Here is an 18,130-nt window from a genome sequence, read left to right on the forward strand (position 1 = left end):
GCAGACATGGGTCCGCGTCCGCGTCCGGAATGCCTCGGGCCGACCGCGGCATTCCGCTGGCTGCTCGTCGCGGGGCTGGGCAGGGCCGGTGCGTGGTGGCCGCCCGCCGTGCGGTCGGGCTGCTCACCGTGCGCGTGGCTGGGGCTGTCGCGCGGACTTCGCCTTGTGTGGCGCACGCCGGTGTAGCGAGCACGCATGGGCGTGCGGGCCGTCGGCCCGCGTGCGGATGCCCTGCGGCGTCAGCGGGCCGCTGCGCGGCGCAGGACCTCCGAGGCGGCACCGCCCGTGCGCGGTAGCGGGGGCGGCGCCTCGGTCATCGCGAAGGGTTCCGGGCTCGAGTCGGCGTTGGGCCGGCGCCCGCCTCGCCCCTCGCCGAGAACCTGCCAGCCGTCCCGGGTCAGCGTGATGTACGCCCCGCAGCGCAGCCCGTGCAGGGTGCAGGCGTCACGCAGCCCCCACATCCAAGCGCCGTCCTCCTCGGTCCAACGCGCGTCGCCCTCACGGCAGTAGAGCAGTACGGCGGTGCGCACCGGCGTCCGACGACGCAGGTCGTGCGGGATCACCCGGCGCAGCTGGGCCAGCAGCACGTTCCGGGACAGCCAGCCGTCCGCGGGTGTCGGGCGGCGGGTGAACGAGGCGCTCGCCCGTAGCCGCTCGTCGGCATCGAGGACCGCCACGATCGCGGTCGCCGGTTTGGGGTGGTGCCGTGTGTGCAGTCCGCTGACGACCTCGCGGGGATTGCGCAGCAGGGGGATGCCCGCGGCGGCCCACTCTGCTGGTTCGAGCATGCGGGCGAGAGGGTTGGCGGATGCGGCGGACAGGTCGGCAGGCGACGACGTCGACGCCGCGGAGGACGGAGCGAATCCGAAGGTCACGGTCCTCCCTTCGGCTACGCGCCCACACTGCGGGCGGGGTCGGATTCGGGGGAGCGCGCACCGCAGCAGAGCCCTACCTGATCGCGAACGAGCCGTGCGGGGAGCGGACTTCAATTCTTCCTGTCGAACTTGGTTGCGGCAACGAGCAATTGGGCTGACCGACCCTTTCCGGGCGGTTAGCGTCATATATCCCTACCCGGTGATCCGGGAGACGACGCACGGGACGATCGAGCAGGACACGTGCACATGCCGTCGCGGAGGTGTCCGGCGTCCCGCGCACACTCATCCGCGTACCGCCAGGACCAGTGGCAACACCCCCTGCGCGCCGGACCGCAGGAGCAGACGGGCGGCGACCGCGAGGGTCCAGCCCGTCTCCGTCATGTCGTCCACGAGCAGCACGGGACCTTGTGCGGCACCCAGCGCCTCACGCAGCGGCGCAGGGACCACGAGGGCTCCCTCGAGGGCTCGTAGACGCTGGGCACTGTTGGAGCGTGGCAGGGACAGGTCGGCCAGGTGATCCGTGTACGCCAGGGATCCGAGGAGAGGGAGGCGGCCGACCGCGGAGATCCTCTCGCCGAGCGAGTGGATCAGCTGCGGCCGGGTGCGCGACGGCATGGTGACGACACCCACGGGTCGGGGGGACGCGTCAGGTGCGTCCGCTGCCCATCCGTCCGGTGCCTTGGCCCAGTCGGCCAGCACGGTCACGACGGCGTTCATCACGTCGTCGGGCGCGGGCGCGTCCGGGGCGTGGGGCGCGAGCAGGGGGCGGAGCCGGTTGCCCCAGCCGATGTCGGAGAGCCGGCCCAGTGCGCGGCCCGGGGCGGCTTGTTCCCCGGGCGGGATGCGGCCCTTGAGGTTGACACCGATGGCCGGGAGCCCGGTCGGCCACATCTTGCGGGGGTCCACCACGACGCCCGCGCGCGTGAGTGACCCTCCCGCGGATTCCAGGGCGGCCGGCGAGACCTCGACCGTGAACCGAGGACCGGCACAGTTGTCGCAGCGTCCGCAGGGAGCCGCTTCCTCGTCGTCCAGTTGGCGCCGTAGGAACTCCATGCGGCAGCCGGTCGTCGTGGCGTAGTCGCGCATGGCCTGCTGCTCGGTGGCGCGCTGTTTTGCCACCCAGGCGTACCGCTCCGTGTCGTACGACCAAGGGGTGCCGGTGGCGACCCAGCCGCCCTTGACGCGGTGGACGGCGCCGTCCACGTCGAGGACCTTGAGCATGGTCTCCAGGCGGGTGCGGTTCAGCTCCACCAGCGGTTCGAGCGCGGGCAGCGACAGCGGACGCTCCGCCTGCGCGAGGACGTCGAGGGTGCGGCGGACAGCTTCCTCGGGCGGAAACGCGACGGAGGCGAAGTAGGCCCAGATCGCCTCGTCCTCGCGGCCCGGGAGGAGGAGTACTTCGGCGTGTTCCACGCCGCGACCGGCACGGCCGACCTGTTGGTAGTACGCGATAGGGGAGGAGGGCGAACCGACGTGGACCACGAAGCCGAGGTCGGGTTTGTCGAACCCCATGCCGAGTGCGGACGTGGCCACGAGCGCCTTGACCTGGTTCGCGAGGAGGGCCTCCTCGGCCTGCTGCCGTTCGGCGTTCTCCGTCTTCCCCGTGTAGGAGGCGACGGTGTGACCGCACTGTCGAAGAAAGGCGGTGATTTCCTCGGCCGCGGCGACCGTGAGGGTGTAGATGATCCCGGAGCCCGGCAGGTCGTGCAGGTGATCGGCGAGCCATGCCAGCCGGTGGGCCGCGTCGGGCAGCTGGACGACGGCCAGGCTGAGGCTCTCGCGGTCCAGGGCCCCGCGCAGCACCAGCGCGTCGGAGCCGCTGCCGGTGCCCAGCTGCTCCGCCACGTCCGCGGTGACCCTTGCGTTGGCGGTGGCGGTCGTGGCGAGCACCGGGACGCCGGGCGGGAGGTCGGCGAGCATGGTGCGCAGCCGCCGGTAGTCGGGGCGGAAGTCATGCCCCCAGTCGGAGATGCAGTGGGCCTCGTCGACGACCAGGAGCCCAGTGGCCGCGGCCAGTTCGGGCAGGACGTTGTCACGGAAGTCGGGGTTGTTGAGCCGCTCCGGGCTCACGAGCAGTACGTCGACGGTGCCCGCGGTGACCTCGGCCTGGATGGTCTCCCACTCCTCCGTGTTGGAGGAGTTGATCGTCCGGGCGTGGATGCCGGCGCGCGCGGCCGCGCCGACCTGGTTGCGCATGAGTGCGAGCAGGGGAGAGACGATCACCGTCGGCCCCGCGCCGCGCTCGCGCAGCAGGGAGGTGGCCACGAAATACACCGCGGACTTGCCCCAGCCCGTGCGCTGCACGACCAGGGCCCGGCGCTTGTCCGCCACCAGCGCCTCGATCGCCCGCCACTGGTCCTCGCGCAGCCGGGCCGCCCCGGTGCCGTCGCCGACGAGTCGGGCGAGGACCGCATCGGCTGCCGCGCGCAATTCCGCGTTGCTCGTGTGCGTCATACGTCCCATACAACAGGACGGCACTGACAGCCGGGCCCCGGCCCGGAGGGGACGGCGTATGTTCGCGCCGGGCCGTCGACCTCCGCAGTCGAGGTTGGCGTGTCCCTGATCGGACTTATCCACAGGTCAAAGCGGAAGCTGGTGATCCGCGAGATCGTCTGCGCATGACGAATCACAGCGAAACGACCGGATCCGACGAGAACGGCGACATCAGCGGGCGAGACGGGCACGAAGGGCGCGAACTTCTCGGCGCAGGCGACGGGCGTCGCGAAGCCGTCGTCGGCGAGCACGTCGGGTGCGTGACGTACGACGCCCACGGAGGCGACCATCAGGTCACCCTGCGTACCCCGGGTGAGCTGGCCGACGCGCTGCCGTATCTGCTGGGATACCGCCCGGAGGACAGCATCGTCCTGGTCGCCCTGCACGACCGAGGCGGCCGTGGCAGGTTCGGCGGACGGGCACGGCTCGGTATTCCGTCGAGCGAGGACGACTGGGAGTCCGCGGCCCGGCAGTTGGCCCACGGCCTGATCACGGGCAGCCGGCGCAGGGGCGCCGAACCCGAGCAGATGGTCGCTTACCTGTGTCAGGAGCCCGCCACGGGCGAGACGGGGCAGCAGGTCATGACCCGGCTGACCCGGCTCGCCGGGCTCCTGCGCACGGAATGCGGCCGGCTCGACGTTCCCGTGATCGAGGCCCTCTGCATCTCTGACGGCCGCTTCTGGTCCTACTGCTGCCCGAGTGAAGGGTGCTGTCCTTCCGAAGGGCTGCCGATGGGGCTGCCCGGTACCTCGGTGCTGGCAGCCGCAGCGGCCTACGCCGGAGTGCAGGTGCGCGGCACGCTGCGTGAACTGCGAGCCAGGCTGCTGCCCTGGGAGACGGCCGCCGCACTGGAGCAGGAGGTTGTCCTCGACACCACAAACATGGCGCTGGTCCCCAGGATGCTCGACGAGGTCAACCGGGCTGACGTGGCGGAGGAGACCCTGGCGCTCGCCGAGCGGGCGATGACCCGGTTCGCCGAGGCGCCACCCGTCGCCGGCACCCTCCAGGCGGACCTGCGTGACGACGCACTGCTCGGACACGAGGAAGCGGCCGTGTTGATCCTCGGTCTGCAGGACCGCTCGACCCGGGATCGCGCGGCCGAGTGGATGGAGGGCCAGGAGGCCGGCCCGGCCTTGCGCCTGTGGCGAGCCTTGGCCCGCCGCTGCGTCGGACCGTACGGCGAGCACGCGGCGGCCCCGCTCACCCTCGTCGGCTGGGTCGCCTGGTCGGCCGGGGACGACATCGAGGCTCGAGAGGCCTTGGCCATGGCATTGGGTGCCGATTCCGGTTACCTCTTCGCCCGCCTCTTGCACCAGGCCTGCAACGAGGGCCTTGACCCGGAGTCGATCCGCCGCTGTCTGCGCGCGGAGCGGGCCGCGCGCACGGCGCGTAGGCGTTCCGACTCCGGCGCCACGTCCGACTCCGGCGCCGGCTCCGACTCCGACTCCGGAGGAGGCGGCGAGAGGGGAACAGACTCTTCGCCGCGCAACAAGATCCTGGCATCGACGCAGGAAGACATGAGTGGCGCTGCCCGGACTCCGGCGATGCGCGGAACGACCGGGACTCGGCCCGGGGACGCCGCCCCGGCGAATGGTGCTGCGACAGATCCGGAGGTCTCGCCCGTGACGGCCTCCCGGCGCCGGCGGCGTACCCGAGCGGGCGGTGGAGCGGCCTGCGCCCCTCAGCCCGCGAGCACGGGAGTACGCCCGCCGGCAACTAAGGAATCCCACGTCCGCGCACGTCCTGCGGGTGCCGCGCGCCCTCATGACCCAGGGACGGGCGGTGCGCGACCGCGGCCTTCGCGGAAGGAGAACGCCCGCCCACGCCGCACGGGTCAGGGCAGCACGCGCCGACACGATCCCCGCCCGGGGGCGACGCGTCCGGTAGGCGACGCCCCCGAGGGGGAGGCATGAACGAACGCCGGAAGCGACATCGCCGACTCCGCGGCCTTGTCGGCAGCGCGCGTGAGAGCAGTGCGCGCGTATGGCATGCCCTCCGATGCCGGGTGGCGGGTCATGGCGTCCGGTGCGGCAGCGAGGGCGGGAGCCGTCGGACGAGGACGAGGACGAGGCGGGGCCGACGGGGCTGCGAAGGGGGCAGCGGGCTGACGACCGCTGGACGCGGGGCTGCGCCAGGGCCTGCCCGCCGTTACACGGTTGGGGTGCGGCTCTCCGGCCGCACCGACCGCCATTCGGTCGGCATCCGTGGCGCCGGGCGTGACCCCGAACACGTCCGACCCGTTCACCTGAGTGGCGGAACGCCTGGACGGATGCCGCCGTACAGCCCATGTGCCCCCGGAGCCCATACCCAGCGCCGAACACGACCGAGGCGCACAGAGCGCAGAGGAAGCAGCCCCTTGCACCAGCCGACTCCGCCCTCCGCCGCCGACGCCGGCGCGGTTCTCAGCAGTCCCACGCCCTCCAGGGACGGAGGTGCCGGCCCGCCGCCGGTACTGGGCACGGCAGCGTACGAGCCGAGGCGCGCGAGCGCGGTCGAGCCGGGTTCGAGGGCGAAGCCGGGAGAGTACTCCGCGCGCGAGGACGGAGGGCCGAATCCGGATGAGCCCGAGCTCTTCCCCGAGGGGCGGAAACATCACCCCACGAGCGTGGAGCGAGAGCCTGCGCAGCGGGCGGAGTCGAGGCATCTGTCCACGTCCACGACCCGAGATGGGCAACCGTCCGTTGGGGAGAACACGGAGCGTCCGCTGCGCGCATCGGCGCAGTCGGGGGACCCGTGGTCTTCAGCAGGCGCCGGTCCCGCGCGGCGGTCGTCATCGCCCACGGAGCAGAACCCGCCCCTGCCCCAGGCCCAGCCTGAGCACCCTGCTCAGCGGACCGCTCAGCCGACCGCCCAGCGTCGGTCATCGCCTCCGACCGCTGATCGTCCTCACCGCTCGACATCACCCAGCCCGCAGAGCCCTCTGCCGCTGCGTTCGAACCCGGCCACGCTTCCGGCCACACCGCCGGCACCGCCGCCACCTCGCCGTCCCGCCGACCTGCCTCCGGTCCACACCGCCCTCATCTGCGTCGCGCTCCCGGGGCTTGCCATTTCCTCGGAACACGGACAGCTGACCGGACATGGGTTGGAGGGCTTCTACCGCGCGGGCCGGCGTGTGCTCTCGCGCTGCCAGGTTCGTGTCGCCGGACGCGAGCCGACCGCGGTCCAGGCCCGGACGGGCGCGGCGGACCACACACGTTTCGTGGGAACTCTGCGCGCCACTCCAGGCGCCGGCCCGGATCCGGATGTCGTGGTCGAACGCATCAGGCACGCGGACGGCACGGAACGGATCACACTCCACAGCGCGGCCCTCCGCCCGCTCCGTCTGCCGGTGGAGGTGGCCCTCGGGACCGATCTGGCGGACCTGGGCGCCATCGCGTCGGGACGGGCCGGCCCCGAGCTGGCCGCCAGCGTTCACGACTCGGGCCTGCGCTGGTCCTGCGCTGAGGGGAGCGCATCGGTCACGGCCGATCCGCCGCCTGCCGACGCCCTGGCCGCGGCAGGACTCCTGCGCTGGGAGTTCCAACTGCCCCCGGGCGGGACAGCGAGTGTGGAACTGCGCGTGAAGTCGGACGGGGCAGGACCCGTAAGAGCCGTGGGCCGCGCGGCGACGAGCCCTCTGGCCGCCGCACGGGCGACAGGCGATCACCCCGGAGTCCGCCCTCTTCTGCACACCTCCGTCGAAGATCTCCAAGCCCTGCTCATGCGCGACTCCGCGCACCCCGCCGACACCCACCTGGCGGCCGGAGCGCCCTGGCGCTGCGGGATGGCCCCGGCCGAGGCCCTCGCCGCGGCCAGGATGGCACTGCCGCTCGGCACCAGACTCGCGGCGGGCACCCTGAGGACACTCGCGCGCACCCAACTCCCGGGGTCCGCAACGCAGTCCGGGATGATCCCGGGGCCGAGGCGGGACGCGGGGGCGTACCTGCCGCCCAGTTGCACAGGCACGGAAGCCACCCTGCTCTTCCCTGTCCTCCTGGCGGAGGCATGGCGATGGGGGCTTCCCGCGAACGAGACGGAGGAACTTCTGCCCGCGGCCGAACGGTGTCTGACCTGGCTGCGGAGAACCGCGGGTGAGGGTACGTATCTGTGCGACCCACAGCCCGGCGGGCCCGTCCGATGCGAGACACAGGCCCACGCCCACCGCGCGGCCCTGCTGGGCGCCGAGTTGCTCGACGCCTACGGCAGATCCGGCGGCATCGAGCTGCGACAGTGGGCCCGCGAGTTGCGGACGGCGTTCCGCGAGGACTTCTGGGTGGAGGACCGTGGCGGTGGCCGGCCGGCGAGCGCCCGTGCCCCGGACGGGCGTCTGGTGGCGCAGCTCAGCGCCACGGCTGTCCACCTGCTCGACACCGGACTGCTGGGCGGGGGCGAACACGCACCCGGCCTGCTCGACCGGGTGCAGACCGAGCAGCTCGCGAGGCTGTTCGGGAGCCCGGCCATGGACTCCGGCTGGGGCCTGCGCGGACTGGGGACGAAGGAGGCGGGGTACAACCCGTTCGGCCATCGTGCCGGTGCCGTACGGGTCCAGGAGACGGCGATCGCCGTCGCTGGCCTGGCTGCGGCCGGTTACGAGAGAGAGGCCGGTTCGCTGCTGCGGGGCGTCCTGGCGGCGGCGGAGGCCTTCGGCCATCGGCTCCCCGAAATGTACGCGGGGGAGCAGCGCACCGACGGCGGCCTGCCGCTGCCCCACCCCGCGGCCTGTCGCCCCGCTTCGACGGCAGCGGGCGCCGGAGTCCTGCTGCTGGCCACTCTCGTGGGGATCCGCCCGGACGCACCCGCCGGAGCGGTCACGCTGCGTCCGCTGCGCAGCGCTCCCCTGGGAGAGATCAGCCTGACCGGTCTGAGGGTCGCCGGCTCCCCGTTCTCCGTGCGGGTCAGCCGGCTCGGTCTCGCCATGGTGGAGGAGGCGGCCCACGGCCTGCAACTGGGAGCGTGACCTCGTAGGACGCGGCGCGGGGCGACGAACGGCAGTCAGCCGGGAAGCCCTGGTCGAAGGGCCCTCGACCAGCTGCGGATACGGACGAAGGGAGTGTTTATCGTCAGGCAGACGACTATGATCGCCGCATGCCCTACGACCCGTCAGCCTTCCCGCCCTTCGCCGTCACCGTGGACCTGGTCGTGCTGACCGTGCGTCGCCATGCTCTGTGCGCGTTGGCGGTACGCAGGGGCGAGCCGCCGTTCCAGGGGCGCTGGGCTCTTCCCGGCGGATTCGTGCGGGCCGACGAGGATCTGGCTCAGGCGGCGGCTCGTGAGTTGGCCGAGGAGACAGGGCTGCGCGCGCACGACCCGGCCGTCCCCGTGCAGGACAACGGCGCACACCTGGAGCAGCTCGCGACCTACGGCGACCCCAAGCGCGACCCCCGGATGCGGGTGGTCAGCGTCGCTCACCTCGCCCTCGCCCCGGATCTGCCCGCGCCCCGCGCGGGTGGCGACGCCAGCAACGCACGCTGGGCGCCCGTCGAGGAACTGCTGCAGCAGGGCGGCTACGGCCGCGACGGCGAACCGGTGGCGCCACTCGCCTTCGATCACGCCCAGATCCTGGCCGACGGGGTGGAGCGAGCCCGTTCCAAGATCGAGTACTCGTCCCTGGCGACCGCGTTCTGCCCGCCCGAGTTCACTGTGGGAGAGCTGCGGCGGGTCTACGAAGCGGTGTGGGGTGTCGCGCTCGACCCGCGCAACTTCCACCGCAAGGTCACGGGCACGCCCGGCTTCCTGGTCCCCACCGGCGGTACGACCACCCGTCAGGGAGGCCGCCCCGCCCAGCTCTTCCGTGCCGGCGGTGCCACCTTGCTCAACCCGCCGATGCTGCGCCCCGAGGTGTGACAGGGGCCCGATCGAGGCACCGGGCCGCCCATGCTTTCACCGTGCAGCGGGCCTCGCGATGCCCGAAAAAACGGACATAGCGCGCTATCTTGCTACGGGTGATCCAGGCCTTCGGACTGACCAGCAACTCCCGCAAGGACCTTCCGCCCGCGATCGACGACGTCTCGTTCGAAGCGCGCGCAGGCCGTGTCACCGCGCTCCTCGGAACGGCGGGCTCGGGCAAGACGACAGCCCTCAGACTGATGCTCGAACTCGAACAGGGCCGTGGCATCACCTACTTCAGAGGCCGTCCCCTGCACCGCATCGCGCATCCTTCGCGCGAGGTCGGCGTGCTCCTGGGTGATGTGCCGGGCCATCCCGCCCGCACCGTGCGCGGGCACCTGCGCATGCTGTGCGCCGCGGCGGGCGTCCCGGCCAGGCGTGCGGACGAGGTCCTCGAGGTGGTCGGTCTCGTCAGCCTGCGTGACGAAAGGCTCGGCACCCTCTCGCGCGGCATGGACCGACGTCTCGGACTGGCGTGCGCGCTGCTCCCCGATCCGCACACCCTCCTGCTCGACGACCCCGCCCACGGTCTCTCCGCCCGCGAGAGCCAGTGGCTGTACGGGATGTTGCGGGCGCACGCCGCTCAAGGCGGCACGGTTCTGTTCACCACGGCCGTACCCAAGGAGGCGGCACGCGCCGCCGACCGTGTGGTCACGCTCGACGGGGGAAGGCTCGTCGCCGACCAGGAATCGGCGGAGTTCGCCCGCACCCGGCTACGCCCCCGCGTCGCCGTCCGCAGCCCCCATGCCGCCCGCCTCGCCGCTCTGCTCGCCAAGGAGGCCCGTACCGCCCAGCGCTCGGTCGAGGTCGTTCGGGAGGGAGGCAATCGTCTGTCCGTGTACGGCAGTACGTGTGCCGAGGTCGGTGAGTCCGCCTTCCGCCACGGCGTCCTCGTCCACCAACTCGCCGACGAGATCGGTGACATGGGACCGGGTGCGACGCAGGCCCCCTCGGAAGAGGTGCATGCGCCCGACGACGGGGCGCAGCCGGGTGGCGCGGACCGGGGGAGCGGCCCGTCCCAGTTGCCCGGACCAGCCGGAACGGTCACCGATGCGAGCGAGAGAGAAGCAAGCCCTTCCGCAGCGACGCGTTCCGCCGAAGCCGTCAAGAACTTCGATCCCCTGTCCCCCCTCCCGCCCCCCATCTCCGTTCGTCCGGCGCCCAGTCCTCTGCGGCCGCTGCGCTACGAGCTCCGTCGCGCCGCCGGGATCGGGACCGGGTTCCTCACCGGCGCCGCGGTCCTGGTCACCTCCGCCCTCACCGCCGTAGCCCTGGCACGTATCGGACACACCCCGCAGTCGCGGCTGCTGGCGGCCTGGCCGCGGGAGCTGCCGCTCCCGCCCGCGGCGCTGGGCGCGGGACTGCTCGGGGCGCTCGCCTTCGGCGACGAGTTCCGTCACCCCGCCCTGGCGGCGGACCGCGGCACGGTGCCCCGCCGGCTGGGGCTGCTCGCCGCGAAACTCCTGGTCTCGGCGGCCACCGCACTGCTGCTGGCCTTCCTCACGGTGGGCTGTGACGCGGAAGTGCTCTATCTCGTCTACGGCCGGGAGCTCGCGGAGGTTCCGGCCGAGTGGTTGTCGCTGGGTGCCAGTTGGATCGGGCTGGTGGTGGGGTGCGCCTGGGCCGGTGTTCTGGCCGCAGGAACCTTCCGGTCCACCACGGCCGGACTCGCGGCGGTGGTCGCCGTACCCGTTCTCGTCGTACCTCTCGTACAAAAGGCCTTGGAGGGGGCGTCCGTGCGGTCGGCGGCCGGCTTTCCCGCGCGGTTTCGTGAGGTGTTCCTGCTGCAGTGGCCCTTCGGTGGAGAGCGCTATCTGTCGGCGGCGGTGCGCGTGCTCGTCCAACCTGTCGGTGGGGCGCTGACGTTGTCGCTGACCGCTCTGCTCTGCGCATATCTGCTCACGACCCTGCGCGGCAGGGTCCGATGACGACCGTCCGCACCCTTAGGGTTGTGCAATGCGCGCAACTCCCCGCGGAAAGCACATTTCTTTCCGATAAGGCGTCAATTGCGACGGGGTGAGCGATCACCCTTTCGTGTGCTTTTCACCAAAGACCTCAAGGGAGTTGGAGACGGAGCCGACAAAGGATCCGTGAGTACCCTTGCGCACACCATGATGACCGCCGCCCGCTCCGCAGACTCCGGTCTCGCCGGCCCGGGCGAACTAGACCGCTACCCCTACGCGGAGGCGGCTGCCGACCGTGTCGGCGTCGCCCCTTCCTGGGAGGGTGTGGACCCGTCGGAGCTGGGCCGCGTGGGCCGACGAGCCGCAGGCAGCCGCGGGCGCGGGCTGCACGGTCAACTCGTCCAGCAGCTCGGCCAGATGATCGTCTCCGGCGATCTGGGGGCCGACCGTCCGCTGGTGCCCGAGGAGATCGGCCAGCGATTCGAGGTCTCCCGCACCGTCGTCCGTGAGTCGCTCCGCGTCCTGGAGGCCAAGGGCCTGGTCAGCGCCCGCCCGAACGTGGGCACGCGCGTGCGCCCCGTCAGCGACTGGAACCTTCTCGACCCGGACATCATCGAGTGGCGGGCCTACGGGCCGCAGCGCGACGACCAGCGCCGCGAGCTGAGCGAACTGCGGTGGACGATCGAGCCCCTCGCCGCCCGCCTCGCCGCCGGGCACGGGCGCGAGGACGTCCAGCAGCGGCTGGGCGACATGGTCGAGATCATGGGCCACGCCCTGGCGCAGGGTGACGCGCTCACCTTCTCGCGCGCGGACGCCGAGTTCCACTCCCTGCTCATCCAGGTCGCGAGCAACCGCATGCTGGAGCACCTTTCCGGCATCGTGTCGGCCGCCCTCCAGGTCTCCGGCAATCCGGTCACCGGCTGTGACCGACCGACCGAGGCCTCGCTGGCCCACCACGGCCGGATCGTCGACGCCCTCGCCACCGGCGACGCCGTCGCGGCCGAGGCGGCGATGCGGCAACTGCTCACCGTCCATCCCGAGGTGGAGCGTGTGGTGCCCGCCCCGCGCGAACACTGACCGCGCACCGTGGGCGGTGCAGCCGGCGGTGCCTCCCTCTGTGGCATCGCCCGGCCTGCCAACCGCCTCCCGTCGGACCCCGCTGGATCCTTCGGGAATCCTGCGGGGTCCGACGTGTGGCGGAGGTGGCCGCCTGCCAGGGGGCGCCCAGCTTGAGGCCACGACTGACCTCCTCTGCCCGTGTCTGACCGTTTTTGAGCGCTTACGGGGTGTGACTCGGGCCACGCAGATTGGGCGTAACGCTCGCGGGAGCAGCGCGATGACCTAAGAGGTGACAGCCGCGGAGGGAATACGGACGCCGTTCAAGGCGCTGTGCATCTTCCCGGCCCCCGCCCGCGCCGTCGGCCCGTTTCCAGGCCGGTGGTCGGCTCCTGTCCGTCGTGGACGGGGCCGGAAGCCGTTTTCCAACGTTCCGAGAGGTTGTTCGTGTCGGCCAGCACATCCCGTACGCTCCCGCCGGAGATCGCCGAGTCCGTCTCTGTCATGGCGCTCATTGAGCGGGGAAAGGCTGAGGGGCAGATCGCCGGCGATGACGTGCGTCGGGCCTTCGAAGCTGACCAGATTCCGGCCACTCAGTGGAAGAACGTACTGCGCAGCCTCAACCAGATCCTCGAGGAAGAGGGTGTGACGCTGATGGTCAGTGCCGCGGAACCCAAGCGCACCCGAAAGAGCGTCGCAGCGAAGAGTCCGGCCAAGCGCACCGCCACCAAGACGGTCGCGGCGAAGACGGTGACGGCCAAGAAGACCACCGCCACCGCCACCTCGGCGGCACCCGCCGCCGAGCCCGCCGTCGAGGACGAGGCGCCTGCGAAGAAGGCCGCCGCCAAGAAGACGACGACCGCCAAGAAGGCGGTCGCGAAGAAGACCGTCGCCAAGAAGACGGCGACCAAGAAGACGACCGCCGGCAAGGACGACGCCGAGGTCGCCGAGGACGAGGTCCTCGAGGACGTCAAGCCCGGCGAAGAGGAAGAGGAGGGAGCCGAGAACAAGGGCTTCGTCCTCTCCGACGACGACGAGGACGACGCGCCCGCCCAGCAGGTCGCCGTGGCGGGTGCCACCGCCGACCCCGTCAAGGACTACCTCAAGCAGATCGGCAAGGTCCCGCTGCTCAACGCCGAGCAGGAGGTCGAGCTCGCCAAGCGCATCGAGGCCGGCCTGTTCGCCGAGGACAAGCTCGCCAACGCCGACAAGCTCGCCCCGAAGCTCAAGCGCGAGCTGGAGATCATCGCCGAGGACGGCCGCCGCGCCAAGAACCACCTCCTGGAGGCCAACCTCCGTCTGGTGGTCTCCCTGGCCAAGCGTTACACCGGCCGCGGCATGCTGTTCCTGGACCTCATCCAGGAGGGCAACCTCGGTCTGATCCGCGCGGTCGAGAAGTTCGACTACACCAAGGGCTACAAGTTCTCCACGTACGCCACCTGGTGGATCCGTCAGGCGATCACCCGCGCGATGGCCGACCAGGCCCGCACCATCCGTATCCCGGTGCACATGGTCGAGGTCATCAACAAGCTCGCGCGCGTGCAGCGCCAGATGCTCCAGGACCTGGGCCGCGAGCCCACCCCGGAGGAGCTGGCCAAGGAGCTCGACATGACCCCTGAGAAGGTCATCGAGGTCCAGAAGTACGGCCGCGAGCCCATCTCGCTGCACACCCCCCTGGGCGAGGACGGCGACAGCGAGTTCGGTGACCTCATCGAGGACTCCGAGGCCGTCGTCCCGGCCGACGCGGTCAGCTTCACGCTCCTGCAGGAGCAGCTGCACTCCGTCCTGGACACCCTCTCCGAGCGTGAGGCGGGCGTCGTCTCCATGCGTTTCGGTCTCACCGACGGTCAGCCGAAGACCCTCGACGAGATCGGCAAGGTGTACGGCGTGACGCGCGAGCGCATCCGCCAGATCGAGTCCAAGACCATGTCGAAGCTGCGCCACCCGTCGCGCTCCCAGGTGCTGCGCGACTACCTCGACTAGGTCGCTGTCGTACGACACCGAGGCCCGGAACCCCCTGGAGGGGAGCCGGGCCTTCGTGCTGCGCCCCGCCGCGCTCTGCATGACGCTGGGTCTCCGATCATCACCCCGGAGTGAGGAGCAGGCATGCGGTGTCGCATTGCCCGGGCGCTGGCCCGGCCGCTGGTTCTGGCAGCCGTGGCGACGGCCATACCACTGGTGTCCGCCGCCCCCGTAGCCGCCGACAGCATCGTCGTCGGCGGTTTCCCCGTCGACGTGTCCGAGAGCCCGTGGACGGTGGCGCTGTCGAGCCGTGACCGGTTCGGGGGTACGCGGGCGGGGCAGTTCTGCGGCGGTGTGGCGGTCAGCCCGACCATCGTCCTCACCGCGGCCCACTGTCTGAGTGAGGAGGTTCTCGGCGCCCCACCGAACCGTGCCCGCGACCTCAAGGTGATCGAGGGGCGCACGGACCTCCTCTCCGACCGGGGCCAGGAGGTGTTGGTGCGAGGCGCCTGGGTGAACCCGGACTACGACCCGTCCAGCAACGCGGGTGATTTCGCCGTGCTCCGTCTTGCCGCGCCCCTGCCGCAGGGCTCGGTCATCGCGATGGCGGCCGCCGGCGACCCGGCGTACCGGCCGGGAGCGTCCGCCACGGTGTACGGCTGGGGGGATGTGACCGGTGGCGGTGACTACGCGCACAGTCTGCGCGGGGCGCGCGTGAACGTGCTGGCCGACGCGCGGTGCGAGGAGGCCTATCCAGGCAGCGCCGACGGCACCTACCAGGCGGACACCATGCTGTGCGCCGGGCGGGAAGAGGGAGGCCGCGACGCCTGCCAGGGGGACAGCGGGGGCCCGCTGGTCGCTCACGGGAGGCTCATCGGCCTCGTGTCCTGGGGGAGCGGCTGCGGCCGTGCGGGAAGCCCCGGTGTCTACACGCGTGTGTCAGACGTCGTGCGGGCCCTGAACGAGGCCCGCGGGGGCTGAAACGATGCCGAGGCCGGGAAGCCGCGTAGGAGCGCCTGAGGGGCGCTGAGGGCTTCCGAAGGGATGAGCAAGGGCGGCCGCCCCTGGGGTCAGGGGCGGCCGCCCTTCGCCGGCCTTGCCGGTGCTGGCTCGTCGTGGACGCGAGTGATCAGCGCTCTTCTTCGGAGACGGATGCCGGAACGGTCGTGAGTCGCTCCGTCTCGTCCTGTATCTCAGCGGCGATCTTCTTGAGTTCCGGCTCGAACTTGCGGCCGTGGTGGGCGCAGAAGAGCAGTTCGCCGCCGCTGAGCAGCACGACGCGTACGTACGCCTGGGCGCCGCAGCGGTCGCAGCGGTCAGCGGCCGTCAGCTGGCTCGCGGGGGTCAGAACAGTAGTCACGTCGCCTCTTCTCTAGCTCGACGAGCTGTCGTACCAGGGTCAACATCCAACCAGCCCGAAAACGTTCCCGCTCGGGGCTTTTCCTCGAAAAATTTCTCCGGGGCGGCTGTCTGCTGCCGGTTGGCGGCGAATGTGCCGTATTGCGTGTCTTCGATGCTTACGGGTTCGCGCTGTCGGTCGGTGTCGGTCCTCCGGCTGGGTTGCCGGTTGTTCATGAGGACGTGCCCGGAGCCTAAATGGTTCATGCCTGGAAGGGAACGTGATATGTACTTCACTCCTTCGAGGGATCGAACATGCATACGACTCTGGACTAGGGTGAGCTCAGACGAGGGTGGCGTTACATCGGCTCTACCAGGCCTCGGTACCCTCTGAGCGGCAACCCAAGCCGCGCCCTTACCCAGAAGGGCCCCACCTGAAATTCAGCGAGGAGCGAACCGCGTGACCGCCGAGACGTCCGTGCCGTCCACAGCTCTGCTGGCAGGAGCAGACCGGGACGGGTCCAACTACACCGCGCGGCACCTGCTCGTCCTCGAAGGGCTCGAGGCCGTGCGCAAGCGCCCGGGCATGTATATCGGCTCGACCGACAGTCGTGGTCTGATGCACTGCCTGTGGGAGATCATCGACAACGCCGTCGACGAAGCCCTCGGGGGCTACTGCGACCACATCGATGTGATCCTCCACGACGACGGCTCGGTGGAGGTCCGCGACAACGGTCGTGGCATCCCGGTCGACGTCGAGCCCAAGACCGGCCTCTCCGGTGTCGAGGTCGTCATGACCAAGCTGCACGCCGGCGGCAAGTTCGGCGGCGGCTCGTACGCCGCTTCCGGTGGTCTGCACGGTGTCGGTGCCTCCGTGGTGAACGCCCTGTCCGCGCGACTCGACGTCGAGGTGGACCGCAGCGGACACACCCACGCCATCAGCTTCCGGCGGGGCGTCCCCGGAGCCTTCGCCGCCGTGGGCCCGGACGCCAAGTTCGAAGCGGGCGGGCTGCGCAAGGTCAAGAAGATCCCGAGGACCCGCACCGGTACGCGCGTGCGCTACTGGGCCGACCGCCAGATCTTCCTCAAGGACGCCAAGCTCTCCCTGGAGAACCTGCACCAGCGCGCCCGCCAGACCGCTTTCCTGGTCCCCGGCCTGACCATCGTCGTCCGTGACGAGTACGGTCTCGGCGAGGGCGGCAGCAAGGGTGAGGAGTCCTTCCGCTTCGACGGCGGCATCAGCGAGTTCTGCGAGTACCTGGCCACCGACAAGCCCGTCTGTGACGTCCTCCGCTTCTCCGGCCAGGGCACCTTCAAGGAGACCGTCCCGGTCCTGGACGACCACGGCCAGATGACGCCCACCGAGGTCACCCGGGAGCTCGGTGTCGATGTCGCGCTGCGCTGGGGCACCGGCTACGACACGACGCTGAGGTCGTTCGTCAACATCATCGCCACCCCCAAGGGCGGCACCCATGTCGCGGGCTTCGAGCAGGCCGTCGCCAAGACGATGAACGAGGTGCTGCGTGCCAAGAAGCTGCTGCGCGTCGCCGAGGACGACATCGTCAAGGACGACGCACTGGAGGGCCTCACCGCGGTCGTCACGGTCCGGCTCGCCGAGCCGCAGTTCGAGGGCCAGACCAAGGAGGTGCTCGGCACCTCCGCGGCCCGTCGCATCGTGAACACCGTGATCACCAAGGAGCTCAAGGCGTTCCTCACGTCCACGAAGCGGGATGCCGCGGCCCAGGCCCGGGTCGTCATGGAGAAGGCCGTCGCCGCCGCCCGTACGAGGATCGCGGCACGCCAGCACAAGGACGCCCAGCGCCGGAAGACGGCCCTGGAGTCCTCGTCGCTGCCCGCCAAGCTCGCCGACTGCCGCAGTGACGACGTCGAGCGCAGCGAGCTCTTCATCGTCGAGGGAGACTCCGCGCTCGGCACGGCCAAGCTCGCCCGGAACTCCGAGTTCCAGGCGCTGCTGCCGATCCGCGGCAAGATCCTCAACGTTCAGAAGTCGTCCGTGACGGACATGCTCAAGAACGCCGAGTGCGGGGCGATCATCCAGGTCATAGGGGCGGGCTCGGGCCGCACCTTCGACATCGACGCGGCCCGCTACGGCAAGATCATCATGATGACCGACGCCGATGTCGACGGCTCTCACATCCGGACGCTGCTGCTGACGCTGTTCCACCGCTACATGCGGCCGATGGTCGAGGCCGGACGGGTGTTCGCGGCGGTCCCTCCGTTGCACCGCATCGAGCTGATCCAGCCGAAGAAGGGCCAGGACAAGTACGTCTACACGTACTCGGACCGCGAGCTGCGCGACAAGCTCCTCGAGTTCCAGAGCAAGGGGATCCGGTACAAGGACTCCATCCAGCGGTACAAGGGCCTCGGTGAGATGGACGCCGACCAGCTGGCCGAGACCACCATGGACCCGCGCCACCGCACCCTGCGCCGCATCAACCTCTCCGACCTGGACGCCGCCGAGCAGGTCTTCGACCTGCTGATGGGCAACGACGTGGCACCGCGCAAGGAGTTCATCTCCAGCTCGGCCGCGACGCTGGACCGGTCGCGCATCGACGCCTAGTCGCCGCGCTGGGCTCGGGCCGGTGAGGCCCGGGCCCAGGAGGCGGGCCCGAGCGC

At 71.0% G+C, this 18,130-nt stretch carries 11 protein-coding genes; 8 read left to right on the forward strand and 3 right to left on the reverse strand.

Features of this window, described 5'->3' with window-relative positions; all coding sequences use genetic code 11:
• Positions 1-239: 239 nt before the first annotated feature.
• Both AQJ84_RS38530 and AQJ84_RS38535 read right to left on the reverse strand, forming a co-directional pair.
• Positions 240-875 (reverse strand): hypothetical protein, encoded by a 636-nt coding sequence (locus tag AQJ84_RS38530; protein ID WP_030038950.1) that lies wholly within the window; start codon positions 873-875, stop codon positions 240-242.
• 282 nt (positions 876-1,157) lie between these two features.
• Complete coding sequence (locus AQJ84_RS38535) at positions 1,158-3,329, reverse strand: RecQ family ATP-dependent DNA helicase (RefSeq protein ID WP_030038951.1); 2,172 nt, start codon at positions 3,327-3,329, stop codon at positions 1,158-1,160.
• A 164-nt stretch (positions 3,330-3,493) separates the two neighbouring features.
• On the opposite strand from AQJ84_RS38535, the gene AQJ84_RS38540 reads away from it, so the two are divergent.
• The 7 genes from AQJ84_RS38540 to AQJ84_RS38570 all read left to right on the forward strand — a co-directional run bounded on the left by AQJ84_RS38540 (position 3,494) and on the right by AQJ84_RS38570 (position 15,136).
• Entirely contained in the window at positions 3,494-5,281 is a 1,788-nt protein-coding gene (locus AQJ84_RS38540; RefSeq protein WP_053190911.1) for a DUF4192 domain-containing protein, read from the forward strand.
• A gap of 1,106 nt (positions 5,282-6,387) precedes the next feature.
• Positions 6,388-8,304 (forward strand): glycogen debranching N-terminal domain-containing protein, encoded by a 1,917-nt coding sequence (locus AQJ84_RS38545; protein ID WP_310591760.1) that lies wholly within the window; start codon positions 6,388-6,390, stop codon positions 8,302-8,304.
• A gap of 128 nt (positions 8,305-8,432) precedes the next feature.
• Positions 8,433-9,191 (forward strand): NUDIX hydrolase, encoded by a 759-nt coding sequence (locus AQJ84_RS38550; RefSeq protein ID WP_030038954.1) that lies wholly within the window; start codon positions 8,433-8,435, stop codon positions 9,189-9,191.
• Between the two features lie 98 nt (positions 9,192-9,289).
• On the forward strand, positions 9,290-11,161 hold the full coding sequence (locus AQJ84_RS38555) for an ABC transporter ATP-binding protein (protein WP_053190913.1): 1,872 nt from the start codon (positions 9,290-9,292) through the stop codon (positions 11,159-11,161).
• A gap of 162 nt (positions 11,162-11,323) precedes the next feature.
• On the forward strand, positions 11,324-12,214 hold the full coding sequence (locus AQJ84_RS38560) for a FadR/GntR family transcriptional regulator (RefSeq protein ID WP_078631680.1): 891 nt from the start codon (positions 11,324-11,326) through the stop codon (positions 12,212-12,214).
• A 426-nt stretch (positions 12,215-12,640) separates the two neighbouring features.
• Complete coding sequence (locus tag AQJ84_RS38565; protein ID WP_030038956.1) at positions 12,641-14,176, forward strand: RNA polymerase sigma factor; 1,536 nt, start codon at positions 12,641-12,643, stop codon at positions 14,174-14,176.
• A gap of 123 nt (positions 14,177-14,299) precedes the next feature.
• Positions 14,300-15,136, forward strand: coding sequence for a S1 family peptidase (locus AQJ84_RS38570; protein WP_053190916.1), 837 nt, complete (start codon positions 14,300-14,302; stop codon positions 15,134-15,136).
• Positions 15,137-15,284: 148 nt separating this feature from the next.
• Here the strand turns inward: AQJ84_RS38570 and AQJ84_RS38575 are convergent, their stop codons facing one another.
• Positions 15,285-15,515 carry a DUF7455 domain-containing protein gene (locus AQJ84_RS38575; protein ID WP_030038957.1) on the reverse strand — a complete coding sequence of 77 codons (231 nt, stop codon included), beginning with the start codon at positions 15,513-15,515 and terminating at the stop codon, positions 15,285-15,287.
• Positions 15,516-15,953: 438 nt separating this feature from the next.
• On the opposite strand from AQJ84_RS38575, the gene AQJ84_RS38580 reads away from it, so the two are divergent.
• Entirely contained in the window at positions 15,954-18,074 is a 2,121-nt protein-coding gene (locus tag AQJ84_RS38580) for a DNA gyrase/topoisomerase IV subunit B (RefSeq protein ID WP_030038958.1), read from the forward strand.
• The last annotated feature ends 56 nt before the right edge of the window (positions 18,075-18,130 follow it).

Origin of the sequence: Streptomyces resistomycificus, assembly GCF_001514265.1 — a bacterium.
GTDB classification, from domain to species: Bacteria; Actinomycetota; Actinomycetes; order Streptomycetales; family Streptomycetaceae; genus Streptomyces; species Streptomyces resistomycificus.